The organism is Achromobacter sp. JCM 18799, assembly GCF_055395645.1.
On the sequence record NZ_AP043866.1, the window covers coordinates 4576425 to 4592545 of the forward strand.

The window sequence follows — 16121 nt, forward strand, 5'->3', positions numbered from 1 at the left end:
GATCGATCATGTCTCGCGAAAAAACCGACTTCTGGGTAGGCCTGTTTGTATTGCTGGGCGCGGTCGCGCTGGCGTTCCTGGCGTTGCGCGCCGGCAACTTGAGCACCTTTTCTTTCGCCCCGACCTATACGCTGACGGCCAACTTCGATAACGTAGGCGGCCTCAAGGTGCGCGCGCCCGTCAAGAGCGCGGGGGTCGTCGTGGGCCGGGTTGCCGGCATCTCGTTCGATGACAAGACCTTCCAGGCGATCGTCTCGGTCAACCTGGAAACGGCCTATCAGTTCCCCAAGGACACTTCGGCGTCCATCCTGACGTCGGGCCTGCTGGGTGAACAATACCTGGGCCTGACCGCGGGCAGCGAAGAGGAAAACTTTGTCGACGGCGGCAAGATCCGCTACACGCAAAGCGCCGTGGTGCTTGAACAACTGATCAGCCAGTTCCTGTACGGGTCGGCCGAGAAGCAAGGCTCGAGCGCGTCGGAACCCGCCGCGAAAACGCCAAATTAAAGACAATGCGACAGACGCGGTAACAGCAGCGCGTCCAAGGTACGCAATATCATAAGAATCGTTGATAGGGATGCCCTGATCATGAACAAGAAAGCTATTTGCAGGATTGCCACCGTCGCCGCCGCGGGCGCGCTGATGGCAGGCTGCGCCGCGCCGCAGAACCCGGATCCCCGCGACCCCTGGGAAGGCTTCAACCGGGGCGTGTACAAATTCAACGACACCGTCGACCGCGCCGTCTTCAAGCCGGTGGCGCAGGCGTATACCTTCGTCACGCCGCAGCCGGTGCGCAGCTGCGTGCACAACATCTTCAGCAACGTCGGCGACCTTTGGTCCGGCGCCAACAGCTTCCTGCAGGGCCGCGGCCACGACTTCGTCAACACGCTGGGCCGCTTCCTGTTCAACACCACCATGGGCGTGGGCGGCTGCTTCGACGTCGCCTCGGCCAATGGCGCGCGCCGCATCCCGAACGACTTCGGCACCACGCTGGGCGTGTGGGGCTTCAGCCAGGGTCCGTACCTGGTGCTGCCGTTCTTCGGCTCGTCGTCGGTACGCGACGGCGCTGGCCTGATCGGCGATTACGCCGGCACCACCTACGGCTACATGGGCGTCGATTCCATCGACAACGTCCGCCTGCGCAACTCGCTGTGGGGCCTGCGCGTGGTCGACACGCGCGCCAGCCTGCTGAGCGCCACCGACACCATCGACCGCGTCGCGCTCGATCCCTACAGCTTCGTGCGCGATGCCTATCTGCAGCGCCGCGCCGCCATGGTGCTGGGCCAGAAGGTGGACGACGAGTCCTCGCTGCCCAACTACGAAGACGACGAGGACGCCGCCGCCCCCGCCGCGCAGCCGGCGGCTCAACCCGCGGCGCAACCTGCGGCCAAGTAAGCCGCGGGGTTGCGCCCCAGTACAAGTAAGGAGTTTTGATGCGAGTTTCTTTTGTTTCCCTGCAGCGTCTGGTTTTCACGGGCCTGCTGGCCCTGGGCCTGACCGCCGGCGCGCAGGCCAAACCCGACCCCAACGGTTCTCCCGACCAGTTCGTGCTCGCCACGGCCAATGAGGCCCTGGACGTGCTGAAGGCCGACGGCTCCGTCAAGGCCGGCAACCCCGCCCGCATCAACCAGGTCGTCAACGAGCACATCCTGCCCTACGTCAACTTCCAGAAGACCACGCGCCTGGCCGCTGGCCGCTACTGGCGCCAGGCCAACGACGTGCAGAAAAAGGAACTGGCCGACGCCTTCCGCGGCACGCTGGTACGCACCTACAGCGGCGCGCTGACCCGCGTCACGTCCAGCACCACGGTGCGCGCGCTGCCGTTCCGCGGCGATCCCAAAGCCGACGACGTGGTCGTACGCACCCTGATCTCCCAGGGCAACGATCAGCCGGTGGGCGTCGACTACCGCCTGGAAAAGACGGCCCAGGGCTGGAAGATCTACGACATGAACGTCGAAGGCATCTGGCTCATCGAAAACTACCGCAACCAGTTCGCCCAGCAGATCAACCGCGACGGCATCGACGGCCTCATCAAGGCGTTGAACCAACGCAACCAATGACCGGCCTTGCGGCTGTCGCGGCCCGGCGCGCCCTAGTGGCCCGCCGGGCCGATTATTTTAGGGACAGACCAGCCGGATACCCAGGGGAATGCCAGGGCTACCGGCCAGGGCAGCGGCGGCGCGCTTATATAATGATCAATTCGCTCTTTCCGGGCCATTTCCCGCCGTCATGTCCGCCGTCAGTCTAGAAAACGTCTCCAAGGTCTATACCCCGCGCCAGCGCGGCTGGCAGAAGCTGCTCGGGCGCGCGCCCGCCGCCGGCTTCCAGGCGCTGGACAATGTCAGCCTGAACATCGAGCACGGCGAGTTCTTCGGCCTGCTCGGGCCCAATGGCGCCGGCAAGACCACGCTGATCTCGATCCTCGCCGGTCTGGCGCACGCCAGTTCGGGCCGCGCCACGGTCTGTGGATACGACGTCGTGGCCGACTACAAGTCGGCGCGGCGGGCGTTGGGCGTGGTGCCGCAAGAGCTCGTCTACGACCCGTTCTTCACGGTGCGCGAGACCCTGCGCATCCAATCCGGCTATTTCGGCCTGCGCAAGAACGACGACTGGATCGACGAAATCCTGTTCAACCTGGGGCTGGCCGACAAGGCCAACTCCAATATGCGGGCGCTGTCCGGCGGCATGAAGCGCCGCGTGCTGGTGGCCCAGGCGCTGGTGCACCGTCCGCCCGTGATCGTGCTGGACGAACCCACCGCCGGCGTGGACGTGGACCTGCGGCGCACGCTGTGGGAATTCATTTCGCGCCTGAACAGGGCCGGCCACACCATCATGCTGACCACCCACTACCTGGAAGAAGCGGAAGCCCTGTGCGGCCGCATCGCCATGCTCAAGCGCGGCCGCATCGTGGCGCTGGACACCACCCAGGCCCTGATGGCCCGCGTCGGCGGGGTCGACCTGGAAGACGCTTTCGTGCGCATCATGCACGAAGGCGACGAGCAACCCGCGACCGCCCTGCAACCCGAAGAGATCTCGTCATGACCCAGCCCGCCGCGACCGCCAGCCAGCCGCTGGTGCAGCCCCGCCTGGATGCGGGCTCCGGCTTCCCGACCTTGCTGCGCAAGGAATTGCTGCGCTTCTGGAAGGTCAGCTTCCAGACCATCGCCGCGCCCGTCATCACCGCGCTGCTATACCTGCTGGTGTTCGCCCACGTGCTGGAAGGGCGCGTCATGGTGTACGGCAGCGTGCCCTACACGGCGTTCCTGATCCCCGGGCTCATGATGATGAGCATGCTGCAGAACGCCTTCGCCAATCCCTCGTCATCGCTGATCCAGAGCCGCATCACCGGCAACCTGGTCTTCATGCTGCTGCCGCCGCTGTCGCACCGCGACATCTTCGCCGCCTACGTGCTGGCGGCCATCGTGCGCGGCCTCGCGGTCGGGCTGTGCGTGTGGGTGGTGGCGCTGTTCTTTGTCTCGCTGGTCCCCGCCCACCCGCTGTGGCTGGCCATCTTCGCCGTGCTGGCCTGCGGCATCATGGGCGTGCTGGGCCTGATCGCGGGCCTCTGGTCCGAGAAATTCGACCAGCTCGCGGCCTTCCAGAACTTCCTCATCATGCCGGCCACATTCCTGTCCGGCGTGTTCTATTCCATCCACACGCTCCCCGCCTTCTGGCAGGGCGTGTCCCACTGGAACCCCATCTTCTACACCATCGACGGCTTCCGCTACGGATTCTTCTCGGTGTCGGACGTCTCCCCCTGGCGCAGCCTGGCGGTGGTGACGGGGGTGTTCCTCGCGCTATCGCTCTATGCGCTGCGGCTACTGGCCAGCGGCTACAAACTCAGGAACTGACGTCCATGCTTCCCACTCCCGCGCAAGTCCGCCAATACATCGCGGACGGCCTGCCCTGTGAACATCTCGACGTGCAAGGCGACGGCTCGCATTTCGACGCGGTCATCGTCAGCGCCGCCTTCGAAGGCAAGCGCCTGATCCAGCGCCATCAGCTGGTCTATGCCGCGCTCGGCGACCGCATGAAGGCCGAGATCCATGCGCTGTCCATGCGCACCCTGACTCCCGCCGAATACCAGCAAGCAGGCAAGTAATGGACAAGCTACGCATCACCGGGGGTTCGCGCCTGCAAGGCGAAATCTCCATCTCCGGCGCCAAGAACTCGGCCTTGCCCATCCTGTGCGCGGGCCTGCTGACCGCCGACGCGCTGACCCTCAGCAACGTGCCGCACCTCAACGACACGGCCACCATGCTGCGCCTGCTGGGCCGCATGGGCGTGCGCGCCGAGCGTGACGCGGACGGCACGGTCACGCTGCAGGCCAACCAGGTCGACAAGCTGGAAGCTCCCTACGACCTGGTCAAGACCATGCGGGCCTCCATCCTGGTGCTGGGCCCGCTGTTGGCGCGCTTCGGCGAAGCCCGCGTCAGCCTGCCCGGCGGCTGCAGCATCGGCCAGCGTCCGGTGGACCAGCACATCAAGGGCCTGGCCGCGCTGGGCGCCGAAATCAGCATCGAACACGGCTTCGTGGTGGCGCGCGCCAAACGCCTGAAGGGCGCCTCGGTGCGCACCGACATGGTCACCGTCACCGGCACCGAAAACCTGCTGATGGCCGCCGTGCTGGCCGAAGGCCGGACCGTGCTGGAAAACGCCGCCTGCGAACCCGAAGTGGTGGACCTGGCGGAACTGCTCATCAAGATGGGCGCGCGCATCCAGGGCCACGGCACCAGCCGCATCGTGATCGACGGCGTGGAGCGCCTGCACGGCGCCGAACACCGCGTCATCTCCGACCGCATCGAGGCCGGCACCTTCCTGTGCGCGGTAGGCGCTGCGGGCGGCGACATCGTCCTGCGCAATACCGATGCGGACATCCTCGGCGCCACTCTGGGCAAGCTGACCGAGGCCGGCCTCACCATCGAGACCGGCCCCGACTGGATCCGCTGCGCCATGTCCTCGCGCCCCCGCGCCGTGGGCTTTCGCACGCTGGAATATCCCGGCTTCGCCACCGACATGCAGGCTCAGGTCATGGCGTTGAACGCCGTGGCCGAAGGCACCTCGGTCGTCGTCGAAACCATCTTCGAAAACCGCTACATGCACGTGCAGGAACTGCGCCGCATGGGCGCGGACATCGACATCGACGGCCACACCGCCGTCGTGCGCGGCGTGCCGCGCCTGTCTGGCGCCACCGTCATGGCCACCGACCTGCGCGCCTCGGCCAGCCTGGTCATCGCCGGCCTTGCGGCCGAAGGCGAAACCCTGGTCGACCGCATCTACCACCTGGATCGCGGCTACGACCAGATGGAAGTCAAACTGCGCGCGCTCGGCGCGAACATCCAACGCGTTACCGGCAAGGAACAGGCATGAACGATGCCCCCACCACCGTCGCCCCCCTGACCCTGGCACTGTCCAAAGGGCGCATCTTCGAAGAGACCATGCCGCTGCTGGCCGAGGCCGGCATCGAAGTCCCCGAGAATCCCGAAAGTTCGCGCAAGCTGATCCTGCCCACCAGCGATCCCGGCCTGCGCCTGATCATCGTGCGCGCCTCGGACGTGCCCACCTACGTGCAGTACGGCGCGGCCGACCTCGGCATCGCGGGCAAGGACGTGCTCATCGAGCACGCCAAGGAACAACCCGGCGGCCTGTACCAGCCGATCGACCTGAACATCGCCAAGTGCCGCCTGGCCGTGGCCGTGCGCAAGGGCTTCGACTACGAAGGCGCGGTCCACCAGGGCGCGCGCCTGCGCGTGGCCACCAAGTACGTGCAGTCAGCCCGTGAACACTTCGCGGCCAAGGGTGTGTACGTGGACATCATCAAGCTGTATGGTTCGATGGAACTGGCGCCGCTGGTGGGCCTGGCCGACTGCATCGTGGACCTCGTGTCCACCGGCGGCACCCTGCGCGCCAACGACCTGGTCGCGGTGGAAGACATCATGCCGATTTCCTCGCGCCTGATCGTCAACCAGGCCGCGCTGAAGACCCGCGGCGCCCGCCTGCAACCGCTGCTGGATGCCTTCGAAAGAGCCGCTGCCCGCAACGCCTGACCCTCGCCCGCCGCGACGCCGCGGCGGCCGTTACCTGCTTGCTCCATGACGCCATGGCCCTGATCAATCGTCTCGACTCCCGCGATCCCGGATTCAAATCCGCCCTGTCCACGCTGCTGGCCTTCGAAGCCACCGAGGACGAATCCATCGACCGCGCCGCGGCCGGCATCCTGGCCGACGTGCGCGTCCGCGGCGACGCCGCGCTGGTGGAATACACGCAGCGCTTTGACCGCATGCCCGGCGCATCGGCCCAGACGCTGGAGATCCCCAAAGCGGACTGGCATGCGGCCCTGGCCGCGCTGCCCGCGGCCCAGCGCAACGCGCTGGAAGCCGCCGCCGACCGCGTGCGCAGCTACCACGAACGCCAGCGCGCCGAGACCTGGACCTATACCGACGCCGACGGCACCATGCTGGGCCAGCAGGTGACCCCGCTGGACCGCGTGGGCCTGTATGTGCCCGGCGGCAAGGCCGCCTATCCGTCCTCGGTGCTGATGAACGCCATCCCGGCCAAGGTCGCGGGCGTGCAGGAACTGGTCATGGTCACGCCCACGCCGGACGGCGTGCGCAATCCCATCGTGCTGGCCGCCGCGGCCATCGCCGGCGTGGACCGCGTCTTCGCCATCGGCGGCGCGCAGGCCGTGGGCGCGCTGGCCTATGGCACCGCCACCGTGCCGGCCGTGGACAAGATCGTCGGCCCGGGCAACGCCTACGTCGCCGCCGCCAAGCGCCGCGTGTTCGGCGTGGTCGGCATCGACATGATCGCCGGCCCCAGCGAAATCCTGGTCATCTGCGACGGCAAGACGCCCGCCGACTGGATCGCCATGGACCTGTTCTCGCAGGCCGAGCACGACGAGCTCGCGCAGTCCATCCTGCTGTGCCCCGACGCCGCCTTCATCGAAGAAGTGCAGGCCTCGATCGAGCGCCTGCTGCCCACCATGCCGCGCGCCGACATCCTGCGCGTCAGCCTGGCCAACCGCGGCGCGCTGATCCTGGTCCAGGATCTCGAAGAAGCCTGCCGGATCGCCAACGACATCGCGCCCGAGCATCTCGAGATCTCCACCGAGCAGCCCGAAAAATGGACCGCGCAGATCCGCCATGCCGGCGCCATCTTCATGGGCCGCTTCAGCTCCGAATCGCTGGGCGACTACTGCGCCGGCCCCAACCACGTGCTGCCGACCTCGCGCACGGCGCGCTTTTCCTCGCCGCTGGGCGTCTATGACTTCCAGAAGCGCTCCAGCCTGATCCAGGTTTCGCACCAAGGCGCCCAGAAACTGGGCCGCATCGCCGCCGAACTGGCGCTGGGCGAGGGCCTGCAGGCGCATGCCGCCAGCGCCCAATACCGGATCGACCAGCCATGAGCGTGCCGGGCCGCATCGCCGGCACCGTCCGGGCGGACATCCGCGAACTGGCCGCCTATCCCGTGGCCCACGCCGAGGGCTGCATCAAGCTCGACGCCATGGAATGTCCCTACGAACTGCCCGAGGCGGTGCGCGAGGACATCGCCCGCGCCGTGCGCGACACGCCGCTCAACCGTTACCCGGCGGCCGACCTGTCGGCGCTGCAAGCGGCCGTGAAAACGGCCTTCGGCGTGCCGGATGCGGCGGACGTGCTGTTCGGCAACGGCTCGGACGAACTCATCCACATTGTGGTGCAGGCCTGCTGCAACCCGGGCGACGCGGTGCTGTCGCCCTGGCCGTCGTTTGTCTATTTCGACATGGCCGCGCGCTTCGACCACGCCCGCTTCGTCGGCGTGCCGCTGACCGCCGACCTGACCCTGGACTTGCCGGCCATGCTGGCCGCCATTCAGGAACACCAGCCCAAGGTGGTGTTCCTGGCCGTGCCCAACAACCCCACCGGCGGCCTCTGGTCCGATGAGGACGTAGCGGCCATCATCGCCGCCGCGCCCGGCCTGGTGGTGCTGGACGAGGCCTACCAGCCCTTCGCCGACCGTACCTGGATGCCGCAGGTGCTGGACGCGCCCAATGTGGTCGTCATGCGCACGGTGTCCAAGATCGGCCTGGCCGGCCTGCGCTTCGGCTACCTGGCCGGCCATCCGGCCTGGATCGCGGAACTGAACAAGGTCCGCCCGCCCTACAACCTGGACGTGCTGACCCAGGCCACGCTGTCGGCCGTGCTGCGCCACAAGCCGGTGCTGGACGAACAGGCCGCCCGCCTGCGCGCGGACCGCGAACCGCTGGCCGCCGCCCTGGCCCAGTTGCCCGGGGTGCGGGTATTCCCTTCCGCCGGCAACTTCGTTCTTGCCCGCTTTTCCGGCAAGCTGGACGGCAACGCCGTGCATCTTGCCCTGAAAACGCGCAAAATATTGATTCGCAACTTCTCCAACGCCCATCCGCTGCTGGCCGACTGCCTGCGCATCTCGGTGGGCGCCCCGGCCGAAAACGCCGCCTTGCTATCCGCCCTGCAAGAGATTTTGAGTGCTTAACATGCGTACCGCTGAGATCACCCGCAACACCAACGAAACCCGCATCCGCGTGGCCGTCAATATCGACGGCACCGGCAAGCAGACGATCGACACCGGCGTGCCGTTCCTGGACCACATGCTGGACCAGATCGCGCGCCACGGCCTGATCGACCTCGACATCAAGGCGGAAGGCGACCTGCACATCGACGCGCACCATACGGTTGAAGACGTGGGCATCACGCTGGGCATGGCCATTGCCAAGGCGGTCGGCACCAAGGCCGGCCTGCGCCGCTACGGCCACGCCTACGTGCCGCTGGACGAAGCGCTGTCGCGCGTGGTGGTGGACTTCTCCGGCCGCCCGGGCCTGGAATACCACATCCCCTTCACGCGCGCCCGCATCGGCGACTTCGACGTGGACCTGACGCGCGAATTCTTCCAGGGCCTGGTCAACCACGCCCTGATCACGCTGCACATCGACAACCTGCGTGGCGTCAATGCCCACCACCAGGCGGAAACGGTCTTCAAGGCCTGTGGCCGCGCCCTGCGCATGGCCATGGAAGTCGATCCCCGCATGGGCGACGTCGTGCCCTCCACCAAGGGCGTGCTGTAACACCTCCGCCATCCACCCGCAGCAGGCAGAAAGAAGTGACCACTATCGCCATCGTCGACTACGGAATGGGCAATTTCCATTCCGTCGCCCGCGCCCTGAAATACGCCGCCCCCGATGCCGACATCCGCATCTGCAGCCAACCCCAGGAAATCGCCGCGGCCGACCGCGTCGTGTTTCCCGGCCAGGGCGCCATGGCGGACTGCATGCGCACCCTGAACGAATCCGGCCTGCGCGAGGCCGTCGTGCGCGCCGCGCGCGAGAAGCCCCTGCTGGGCGTCTGCGTGGGCGAACAGATGCTGTTCGATTCCAGCGAGGAAGGCGGCACCTCCTGCCTGGGGCTGTTCCCCGGCGTGGTGCGCCGCTTCTCGGGCCCCAGCTTTGCCGACCCCGTCAGCGATGACGCGGCCTGCCTGACCGACGCCGGCGCCGCCGGACTGGCCGACACCCGCCCCGAGCGCCTCAAGGTCCCGCACATGGGATGGAACAAAGTGCGCCAGACGCGCTCTCATCCTATCTGGGCCGGCATTCCGGACGAAACGCACTTCTATTTCGTCCATAGTTACTACGCCGACCCGGAAGATCCGGACCTGACTGTTGGTGAAACCGAGTATGGCCTTGCCTTTACCTGCGCGGTGGCGGCAGCTAACATTTTCGCGGTGCAGTTTCACCCCGAAAAGAGCGCCGAGCACGGTTTGCGCCTGTATCGCAATTTTGTAGACTGGCAGCCGTAGGCTCCGAGCCCACGCCCGCCAGCCCTTTCAACCCATATATTTTTTCGCTGCCCACCATGCTGCTGATCCCCGCCATCGATCTCAAAGACGGGCGCTGCGTGCGCCTGCGCCAGGGAGACCTGGACGATGCAACGGTGTTCTCTGAAGACCCCGCCGCCATGGCCACACGTTGGCTCGACCAAGGCGCGCGCCGCCTGCATCTGGTCGACCTGAACGGCGCCGTCGCCGGCAAACCCAAGAACGAAGCCCCCATCAAGGCGATCCTGGACGCTGTCGGCGACGACATCCCCGTGCAGATCGGCGGCGGCATCCGCGACCTCGACACCATCGAACGCTACCTCGACGCCGGCATTTCCTACGTGATCATCGGCACGGCCGCGGTCAAGAACCCCGGCTTCCTGCAGGACGCCTGCGGCGCCTTCCCGGGCCAGATCATCGTCGGCCTGGATGCCCGCGACGGCAAGATCGCCACCGACGGCTGGAGCAAGCTGACCCGCCACGACGTGCTCGACCTGGCCAAGAAGTTCGAGGACTACGGCTGCGAAGCCATCATCTACACCGACATCGGCCGCGACGGCATGCTGTCCGGCGTCAACGTCGAAGCCACGGTCCGCCTGGCCCAGCACGTGCGCATCCCGGTCTACGCATCGGGCGGCATCGCCGGCATCCAGGACATCGAAGCCCTCTGCGCCGTCGAGGAAGACGGCGTCGAAGGCGCCATCCTGGGCCGCAGCATCTACGAAGGCACGCTCGACTTCCAAGCGGCGCAGGCACGCGCCGACGAACTGGCAAAATGACCACCTCCAGCAGCACCCCCGCGGCCGGCGCGCCCGTGCAAAGCGCGCTGACCCGCCGCATCATTCCCTGCCTTGACGTCACCGCGGGCCGAGTCGTCAAGGGCGTGAACTTCGTCAACCTGCTCGACGCGGGCGACCCCGTCGAGATCGCCCGCCGCTACAACGAGCAGGGCGCCGACGAACTCACCTTCCTCGACATCACCGCCACCAGCGACGGCCGCGACCTGATCCTGCCCATCATCGAGCAGGTGGCCTCGCAGGTCTTCATTCCGCTGACCGTGGGCGGCGGCGTGCGCCAGGTGTCCGACATCCAGCGCCTGCTGAATGCCGGCGCCGACAAGATCAGCATCAACAGCGCCGCCGTGGCCAATCCGGAACTGGTCCGCGCCGCTTCGGACTACCACGGCTCGCAATGCGTGGTGGTGGCGATCGATGCGCGCCGCGTCTCGGCCCAGGGCGAGCCCGCCCGCTGGGAAGTCTTCACCCATGGCGGCCGCAAGGCCACCGGGCTGGACGCCGTGGCCTGGGCGCGCCGCATGGCCGCCTACGGCGCGGGTGAAATCCTGCTGACCAGCATGGACCGCGACGGCACCAAGTCCGGATTCGACCTGGAACTCACGCGCGCCGTCTCGGACGCCGTGCCCGTGCCCGTCATCGCCTCCGGCGGCGTGGGCAATCTGCAGCATCTGGCAGATGGCGTCACCACCGGCCGCGCCAGCGCGGTCCTGGCCGCCAGCATCTTCCACTTCGGCCAGCACACCGTGGGCGAGTGCAAGCGCTTCATGGCTGGCCTCGGCATCCCAGTACGGATGTAGCCCCCCGAAGCGCCTGCGGCGCTCCCCCCCAGGGGGGTGCCGCAGCGGACCGGCGGAGCCCGGCTCCGCGCGGCCTCGCTTGAGTGGCGCCTCGAGTTGCATAGGCCGGATTGCTTGGCACGCATTGAAAAACCCAGCTCGCCTGGCCTGAATTGGGGATAGTCTGGATCAGTTTGGGAAGCCCCTCTCAGGCGTGCAACAAGGTATTGCCGTAAGATGATGAGTCCCCACGCGCCAGTGGCGGCCTGCAAGGCGCCGCGCGAGGACAACGGATGAATGAGATGAGCAACGAACCCGCCTGGATGGCCGACGTCGTCTTCGACGAAAACGGCCTGATACCCGCCATCGCGCAGGACGCCGAAAACGGCCAGATCCTGATGGTGGCCTGGATGAACCGCGAATCGCTCGCCGAAACGGCCGCCACCGGGCGCGCCGTTTACTGGTCGCGTTCCCGCCAGCGCCTGTGGCGCAAGGGCGAAGAGTCCGGCCATGCCCAGGAAGTGCACGAACTGCGCCTGGACTGCGACGGCGACGTGATCCTGCTCAAGATCCACCAGCAAGGCGGCATCGCCTGCCATACCGGGCGCGCCAGCTGCTTCTACCGCCGCCTGGAAGGCCAGACCGACCAGGCTTCCTGGATCACGGTGGACCCCGTGCTGAAAGACCCCGAACTGATCTACAAATGACCGCTCAAGCCGCAAGCGCCGCCGAAATCCTCGCGCGCATCGCCGATACCCTGGAAACCCGCCGTCCCGAAAATGGCGGCGATCCCCAAGCCTCCTATTCCGCCAAGCTGCTGGCCAAAGGCCCCGACGCCTTCCTCAAGAAGATCGGCGAAGAAGCCACCGAACTGGTCATGGCCGCCAAGGACGGCGTGCCCGACCGCATCGTCAGCGAAACCGCCGACCTGTGGTTCCATTGCCTGGTGGCCTTGACACATTTCAAGCTTCGGCCCGAAGACGTACTGGCCGAACTGGCTCGCCGCGAGGGCCTGTCCGGCCTAGCGGAAAAGGCGAGCCGCCCGCAAGACTGAACACGGAACCCGGAAAAATGAGCGACAACTGTATTTTCTGCAAGATCGCCGCTGGCGACATCCCGTCCAAGAAAATCTACGAGGACGAGGACTTTGTTGCGTTCCACGACATTAATCCGGCCGCGCCGGTACATTTATTGCTGATCCCTCGACGTCATGTCACATCCATGCAGGATATTAAGGGGGAGGACGCAGAATGGTTGGGTAGAATGATGTCGTTAGCGCCGCGGTTAGCCGCTGAAAACGGTTGCAATCCGGGCCCTGATGGCGGATTTCGCATCATGATCAATTCTGGCGTCGAAGGCGGCCAGGAAGTCCCGCATCTGCATTTCCACATCATCGGCGGCTCGCGACCCTGGAAAGGGCGCGTGGCCCCCAACGCGTAATTCGGAGAAACATCATGGGTAGTTTCAGCATCTGGCATTGGTTGGTTGTCCTGGTCATCGTGGCGCTGATTTTCGGCACCAAGAAGCTGCGCAACATCGGCTCGGACCTGGGCGGCGCGGTCAAGGGCTTCAAGGAAGGCATGAAGGACGCCAACGGCGGCGACAAGCCGGCCGAGCCGATCGCGCAGCAACGCGTCTCCGGCGACACCATCGACGTGCAGGCCAAGGAAAAATCCAACTCCTGAGCGCCTGCTCGGCTCCCGGGCCGTCCTGAACAGGCCGGCCCTTATTGCATCCACTCCCGAGCGGCCGTCGAATGTTTGATGTCAGCTTCACTGAACTGATGGTGATCGGCGTCATCGCCCTGATCGTCATCGGCCCCGAACGCCTGCCCAAGGTTGCCCGCACCGTCGGCCACCTGCTCGGGCGCGCGCAGCGTTACGTCAATGACGTGAAATCCGATATCCAGCGCGAAATCGAGCTCGACGAACTGCGCAAGTTCAAGAGCGAAATGGAAGATGCCGCCCAGGGCGTGCAGAAGTCGCTGAACGAAACCCAGGCCTCGCTGCAGGAACCCGTCCAGCAGTTCCGCGCTGAACTCGACGAGGTCGCGCGCGAAGCCAACATCAAGGCCGAACCGTCCGTGGCCAGCGAAACGCCTGCCGAACCCGAACGCAGCATCGCGCCGCCGCCCAGCCAGAACCACAGCCTGAACCTGGACCTGGATCTGCCGCCGGTGGCTGCGCCCGCGCCCGCCGCGACCCAACAACCCGCGCCCAGCGCGCCCAAGGCCGACGACGCCGCGCCCGCCGCCAAGCCCGTCGCGCCCTCCGGAACCCCGACGTGACCCAGGACGCCTCCCAAGAAGAAGGCCAGCAGGAGACCTTCATCTCCCACCTGGTCGAACTGCGCACCCGCCTGCTGCGCGCCGCCGCCGCCGTGATCGGCATATTCATCGTGCTGTTCATCTACCCCGGCGCGTCGGCCATTTACGACGTGCTGGCCCAGCCCATGCTGGCTTCGCTGCCCGAAGGCACGCGCATGATCGCCACCGGCGTCATCACGCCGTTCATGGTGCCGGTCAAGGTCACGATGATGGCCGCGTTCATCCTGGCGCTGCCCGTGGTGCTGTACCAGGCCTGGGCCTTCGTGGCGCCCGGCCTGTACCGGCACGAGAAGCGCCTGGCGCTGCCGCTTATCGTTTCCAGCACCTTTCTGTTCATCGCGGGCATGGCGTTCTGCTATTTCGTGGTGTTCCGCACGGTGTTCCACTTCATCGCCACGTTCGCGCCGCAGTCCATCACGCCAGCGCCGGACATCGAGGCCTACCTGAGCTTCGTCATGACGATGTTCATGGCCTTCGGCATCACCTTCGAAGTGCCCGTGGCCGTGGTGCTGCTGGTGAAGATGGGCGTGGTCGAACTCTCCAAATTGAAGGCCGCGCGCGGCTACGTGGTGGTGGGCGCCTTCATCATCGCCGCCGTGGTCACGCCGCCCGACGTGGTCAGCCAGTTCATGCTGGCGGTGCCTCTGTGCCTGCTGTATGAGGTCGGGCTGATCTGCGCCCGGCTGGTCACGCCCAAACCAGAAGCAGAGAGCGAGACCGATTCGGACTCGCTGACAGAGCGCCACTGATCCCTTCGAACGGTCCTGCCCACAAAGCAGGACCGTTTCACCTTGTGGGCGGCCCACGGCAACTCTACATTGCCCTCATGTCACTCGCCCAAAGACTGCACACCCTGATGCGCTGGCGCGGCATCAAAAGCCAGAACCAGCTGGCTCGCATTTCTGGCGTGCCGCAATCGTGCATCCATCGGATCCTCATGCGCGAAGACTGCTACTCGCCGTCTCGCGCTACCTTGCTGCGCCTGGCGCGGGCGCTGGACACCAGCGTGCCGTGGCTGACCGACGGCGTGGGGCCGGGCGGGGATGCGCCGCACAACGGCGCGTCCCCGCCGGACGACGGCCCGGACGGCTATTGCACGGAAATATGGGCGCTGCTGCGCAATCAATCCGAAAGCACCAAGAAAGCCATCTTGTCGGCGGTGCGCCTGATGGCCAAGGACCCCGCCGCAACCTGATCGCCCACCCGCGGACCCGGCGCTGTCCTAGCGCGGCTTGCCCGGGCGCGTGCCCACCACCACCGCCAGCTCGGCTGGCTTGCCGCTGCGCAATATGCCCAGCTTGGCGCTCTGGCCCGGAGGCAGCTGCGCGATCTCCGACAGCAGGCTGGCGGTGTCCATCATGCGCTTGCCGTTGACCGACTGCACGATGTCCCCCACCCGCAGGCCGCCGCGCGCCGCCGGCCCGTCGCGCATCACGCCGGCGATGATCACGCCCGCGGTATCGCGATCCAGCCCGAACGCACGCGCCAGCTCCGGCGTTACGTCCTGCGGCTCCACGCCCAGCCAACCGCGCTTGACCGCGCCGGTCTTGACGATCTCGTCCATGACCTTGCGCGCGATCTCGATGGGGGTGGCAAAGCCTATGCCCATCGACCCGCCCGATTCGGAATAGATGGCGGTATTGATGCCCACCAGATTGCCGGCGGCGTCGACCAGCGCGCCCCCGGAATTGCCGGGGTTGATCGCCGCGTCGGTCTGGATGAAGTTCTCGTAGGTGTTCAGTCCCAGCCCGTTGCGGCCCAGCGCCGATACGATGCCCAGCGTGGTGGTCTGCCCCACCCCGAACGGATTGCCGATGGCCAGCACCACGTCGCCCACCCGCAAGCCCCGGTCCGGCGCCAGCGTGGCCGCGGGCAGGGACCGCAAGGTGGCCAGCTTCAGCACGGCCAGATCGGTGTCCGGATCCGCGCCCACCACTTTCGCGGTATCGCGACGGCCGTCGGACAGCGCAACCTCGATCGCTTCCGCGGCCTGCACCACGTGGTAGTTGGTCAGCACGTAGCCGTCCTGGTTCACGATCACGCCGGACCCCAGGCTGGTCGAGGCCTGGCGCCGCGTCACGCCCGGCACCTGGCCAAAGAACTGGCGCAGCACCGGATCGTCGGGCAGCGGAATCAGCGGCACGTTAACGTGCTTGGTGGTGTATACGTTGACCACGGAAGGCGCGGCGCGGGCCACGCCGTCCGCATAGGACGCCGTGGCCTGGGCGCGCGCAACGGGCGGTCTTGCGGCGGCCGCCGCGGACTGAGGTCCCGCCGCCGGCCCCGCCAGCCGCAGCAGGTCGGGCCGCAAGGTCGTCACGACGAATAGAATACCCAGGCAGACCGTGACGGCCTGAGCAAAGATCAGCCAATATCGGCGCATGATTCTGATAGG

At 66.7% G+C, this 16121-nt stretch carries 22 protein-coding genes; 21 read left to right on the top strand and 1 reads right to left on the bottom strand.

Going from position 1 to position 16121, the window contains the following annotated elements; all coding sequences use genetic code 11:
• Positions 1 to 8: 8 nt before the first annotated feature.
• The 21 genes from mlaD (at position 9) to ACZ5YA_RS21605 (ending at position 14921) form a co-directional block, all read left to right on the top strand.
• Entirely contained in the window at positions 9 to 506 is a 498-nt protein-coding gene (gene mlaD, locus ACZ5YA_RS21505; RefSeq protein WP_059376825.1) for an outer membrane lipid asymmetry maintenance protein MlaD, read from the top strand.
• A gap of 81 nt (positions 507 to 587) precedes the next feature.
• On the top strand, positions 588 to 1394 hold the full coding sequence (locus ACZ5YA_RS21510; protein ID WP_059376823.1) for an MlaA family lipoprotein: 807 nt from the start codon (positions 588 to 590) through the stop codon (positions 1392 to 1394).
• A gap of 38 nt (positions 1395 to 1432) precedes the next feature.
• Complete coding sequence (locus tag ACZ5YA_RS21515; RefSeq protein WP_059376820.1) at positions 1433 to 2059, top strand: MlaC/ttg2D family ABC transporter substrate-binding protein; 627 nt, start codon at positions 1433 to 1435, stop codon at positions 2057 to 2059.
• Positions 2060 to 2228: 169 nt separating this feature from the next.
• The gene (locus ACZ5YA_RS21520; protein ID WP_059376817.1) at positions 2229 to 3041 is read left to right on the top strand and encodes an ABC transporter ATP-binding protein; all 813 of its coding nucleotides are present in this window, start codon (positions 2229 to 2231) and stop codon (positions 3039 to 3041) included.
• A complete protein-coding gene (locus ACZ5YA_RS21525; RefSeq protein WP_464091214.1) occupies positions 3038 to 3850 on the top strand; it encodes an ABC transporter permease in 813 nt (270 codons plus the stop codon). The genes ACZ5YA_RS21520 and ACZ5YA_RS21525 overlap by 4 nt, the downstream gene beginning before the upstream one ends.
• Positions 3851 to 3855: 5 nt before the next feature.
• Positions 3856 to 4101, top strand: a complete 246-nt coding sequence (locus tag ACZ5YA_RS21530; protein WP_059376809.1) for a BolA family protein — start codon at positions 3856 to 3858, stop codon at positions 4099 to 4101.
• The gene (murA, locus tag ACZ5YA_RS21535; RefSeq protein WP_118933485.1) at positions 4101 to 5369 is read left to right on the top strand and encodes a UDP-N-acetylglucosamine 1-carboxyvinyltransferase; all 1269 of its coding nucleotides are present in this window, start codon (positions 4101 to 4103) and stop codon (positions 5367 to 5369) included. Before ACZ5YA_RS21530 ends, murA begins: the two co-directional genes overlap by 1 nt.
• The gene (gene hisG, locus ACZ5YA_RS21540) at positions 5366 to 6046 is read left to right on the top strand and encodes an ATP phosphoribosyltransferase (RefSeq protein WP_059376797.1); all 681 of its coding nucleotides are present in this window, start codon (positions 5366 to 5368) and stop codon (positions 6044 to 6046) included. Before murA ends, hisG begins: the two co-directional genes overlap by 4 nt.
• A 53-nt stretch (positions 6047 to 6099) precedes the next feature.
• Positions 6100 to 7404, top strand: a complete 1305-nt coding sequence (hisD, locus tag ACZ5YA_RS21545) for a histidinol dehydrogenase (protein ID WP_118933484.1) — start codon at positions 6100 to 6102, stop codon at positions 7402 to 7404.
• Positions 7401 to 8489 (top strand): histidinol-phosphate transaminase, encoded by a 1089-nt coding sequence (gene hisC, locus ACZ5YA_RS21550; RefSeq protein WP_280014494.1) that lies wholly within the window; start codon positions 7401 to 7403, stop codon positions 8487 to 8489. Before hisD ends, hisC begins: the two co-directional genes overlap by 4 nt.
• 1 nt (position 8490) lies before the next feature.
• Complete coding sequence (gene hisB, locus ACZ5YA_RS21555; RefSeq protein ID WP_013390948.1) at positions 8491 to 9078, top strand: imidazoleglycerol-phosphate dehydratase HisB; 588 nt, start codon at positions 8491 to 8493, stop codon at positions 9076 to 9078.
• Positions 9079 to 9113: 35 nt separating this feature from the next.
• Entirely contained in the window at positions 9114 to 9809 is a 696-nt protein-coding gene (gene hisH, locus ACZ5YA_RS21560; RefSeq protein WP_464091215.1) for an imidazole glycerol phosphate synthase subunit HisH, read from the top strand.
• Between the two features lie 56 nt (positions 9810 to 9865).
• Positions 9866 to 10606: a 1-(5-phosphoribosyl)-5-[(5-phosphoribosylamino)methylideneamino]imidazole-4-carboxamide isomerase gene (hisA, locus tag ACZ5YA_RS21565; RefSeq protein WP_054455505.1), complete on the top strand. Its 741-nt coding sequence runs from the start codon at positions 9866 to 9868 to the stop codon at positions 10604 to 10606.
• Entirely contained in the window at positions 10603 to 11421 is an 819-nt protein-coding gene (hisF, locus tag ACZ5YA_RS21570; protein WP_059376785.1) for an imidazole glycerol phosphate synthase subunit HisF, read from the top strand. Before hisA ends, hisF begins: the two co-directional genes overlap by 4 nt.
• A gap of 281 nt (positions 11422 to 11702) precedes the next feature.
• The gene (gene hisI, locus ACZ5YA_RS21575) at positions 11703 to 12107 is read left to right on the top strand and encodes a phosphoribosyl-AMP cyclohydrolase (RefSeq protein WP_054455509.1); all 405 of its coding nucleotides are present in this window, start codon (positions 11703 to 11705) and stop codon (positions 12105 to 12107) included.
• Entirely contained in the window at positions 12104 to 12454 is a 351-nt protein-coding gene (locus ACZ5YA_RS21580; protein WP_013390944.1) for a phosphoribosyl-ATP diphosphatase, read from the top strand. The genes hisI and ACZ5YA_RS21580 overlap by 4 nt, the downstream gene beginning before the upstream one ends.
• 17 nt (positions 12455 to 12471) lie before the next feature.
• Positions 12472 to 12840 (top strand): histidine triad nucleotide-binding protein, encoded by a 369-nt coding sequence (locus ACZ5YA_RS21585; protein ID WP_054455512.1) that lies wholly within the window; start codon positions 12472 to 12474, stop codon positions 12838 to 12840.
• A gap of 14 nt (positions 12841 to 12854) precedes the next feature.
• A complete protein-coding gene (gene tatA, locus ACZ5YA_RS21590; protein ID WP_054455514.1) occupies positions 12855 to 13085 on the top strand; it encodes a Sec-independent protein translocase subunit TatA in 231 nt (76 codons plus the stop codon).
• 71 nt (positions 13086 to 13156) lie between these two features.
• On the top strand, positions 13157 to 13687 hold the full coding sequence (gene tatB / locus ACZ5YA_RS21595; RefSeq protein WP_059376782.1) for a Sec-independent protein translocase protein TatB: 531 nt from the start codon (positions 13157 to 13159) through the stop codon (positions 13685 to 13687).
• Positions 13684 to 14475, top strand: a complete 792-nt coding sequence (gene tatC, locus ACZ5YA_RS21600; RefSeq protein ID WP_251878507.1) for a twin-arginine translocase subunit TatC — start codon at positions 13684 to 13686, stop codon at positions 14473 to 14475. Before tatB ends, tatC begins: the two co-directional genes overlap by 4 nt.
• Positions 14476 to 14552: 77 nt before the next feature.
• On the top strand, positions 14553 to 14921 hold the full coding sequence (locus tag ACZ5YA_RS21605) for a helix-turn-helix domain-containing protein (protein WP_059376775.1): 369 nt from the start codon (positions 14553 to 14555) through the stop codon (positions 14919 to 14921).
• A gap of 27 nt (positions 14922 to 14948) precedes the next feature.
• On the opposite strand, the gene ACZ5YA_RS21610 is transcribed toward ACZ5YA_RS21605, so the two are convergent.
• Positions 14949 to 16109 carry a trypsin-like peptidase domain-containing protein gene (locus tag ACZ5YA_RS21610; protein ID WP_059376772.1) on the bottom strand — a complete coding sequence of 387 codons (1161 nt, stop codon included), beginning with the start codon at positions 16107 to 16109 and terminating at the stop codon, positions 14949 to 14951.
• Positions 16110 to 16121 lie beyond the last annotated feature (12 nt).

What these genes read in the sequence shown, in the direction of transcription:
- mlaD (WP_059376825.1), top strand. Translation starts at nt 9, where the DNA reads ATGTCTCGCGAAAAAACCGACTTCTGGGTAGGCCTGTTTGTATTGCTG.
- ACZ5YA_RS21510 (WP_059376823.1), top strand. Translation starts at nt 588, where the DNA reads ATGAACAAGAAAGCTATTTGCAGGATTGCCACCGTCGCCGCCGCGGGC.
- ACZ5YA_RS21515 (WP_059376820.1), top strand. Translation starts at nt 1,433, where the DNA reads ATGCGAGTTTCTTTTGTTTCCCTGCAGCGTCTGGTTTTCACGGGCCTG.
- ACZ5YA_RS21520 (WP_059376817.1), top strand. Translation starts at nt 2,229, where the DNA reads ATGTCCGCCGTCAGTCTAGAAAACGTCTCCAAGGTCTATACCCCGCGC.
- ACZ5YA_RS21525 (WP_464091214.1), top strand. Translation starts at nt 3,038, where the DNA reads ATGACCCAGCCCGCCGCGACCGCCAGCCAGCCGCTGGTGCAGCCCCGC.
- ACZ5YA_RS21530 (WP_059376809.1), top strand. Translation starts at nt 3,856, where the DNA reads ATGCTTCCCACTCCCGCGCAAGTCCGCCAATACATCGCGGACGGCCTG.
- murA (WP_118933485.1), top strand. Translation starts at nt 4,101, where the DNA reads ATGGACAAGCTACGCATCACCGGGGGTTCGCGCCTGCAAGGCGAAATC.
- hisG (WP_059376797.1), top strand. Translation starts at nt 5,366, where the DNA reads ATGAACGATGCCCCCACCACCGTCGCCCCCCTGACCCTGGCACTGTCC.
- hisD (WP_118933484.1), top strand. Translation starts at nt 6,100, where the DNA reads ATGGCCCTGATCAATCGTCTCGACTCCCGCGATCCCGGATTCAAATCC.
- hisC (WP_280014494.1), top strand. Translation starts at nt 7,401, where the DNA reads ATGAGCGTGCCGGGCCGCATCGCCGGCACCGTCCGGGCGGACATCCGC.
- hisB (WP_013390948.1), top strand. Translation starts at nt 8,491, where the DNA reads ATGCGTACCGCTGAGATCACCCGCAACACCAACGAAACCCGCATCCGC.
- hisA (WP_054455505.1), top strand. Translation starts at nt 9,866, where the DNA reads ATGCTGCTGATCCCCGCCATCGATCTCAAAGACGGGCGCTGCGTGCGC.
- hisF (WP_059376785.1), top strand. Translation starts at nt 10,603, where the DNA reads ATGACCACCTCCAGCAGCACCCCCGCGGCCGGCGCGCCCGTGCAAAGC.
- hisI (WP_054455509.1), top strand. Translation starts at nt 11,703, where the DNA reads ATGAGCAACGAACCCGCCTGGATGGCCGACGTCGTCTTCGACGAAAAC.
- ACZ5YA_RS21580 (WP_013390944.1), top strand. Translation starts at nt 12,104, where the DNA reads ATGACCGCTCAAGCCGCAAGCGCCGCCGAAATCCTCGCGCGCATCGCC.
- ACZ5YA_RS21585 (WP_054455512.1), top strand. Translation starts at nt 12,472, where the DNA reads ATGAGCGACAACTGTATTTTCTGCAAGATCGCCGCTGGCGACATCCCG.
- tatA (WP_054455514.1), top strand. Translation starts at nt 12,855, where the DNA reads ATGGGTAGTTTCAGCATCTGGCATTGGTTGGTTGTCCTGGTCATCGTG.
- tatB (WP_059376782.1), top strand. Translation starts at nt 13,157, where the DNA reads ATGTTTGATGTCAGCTTCACTGAACTGATGGTGATCGGCGTCATCGCC.
- ACZ5YA_RS21605 (WP_059376775.1), top strand. Translation starts at nt 14,553, where the DNA reads ATGTCACTCGCCCAAAGACTGCACACCCTGATGCGCTGGCGCGGCATC.
- ACZ5YA_RS21610 (WP_059376772.1), bottom strand. Translation starts at nt 16,109, where the DNA reads ATGCGCCGATATTGGCTGATCTTTGCTCAGGCCGTCACGGTCTGCCTG.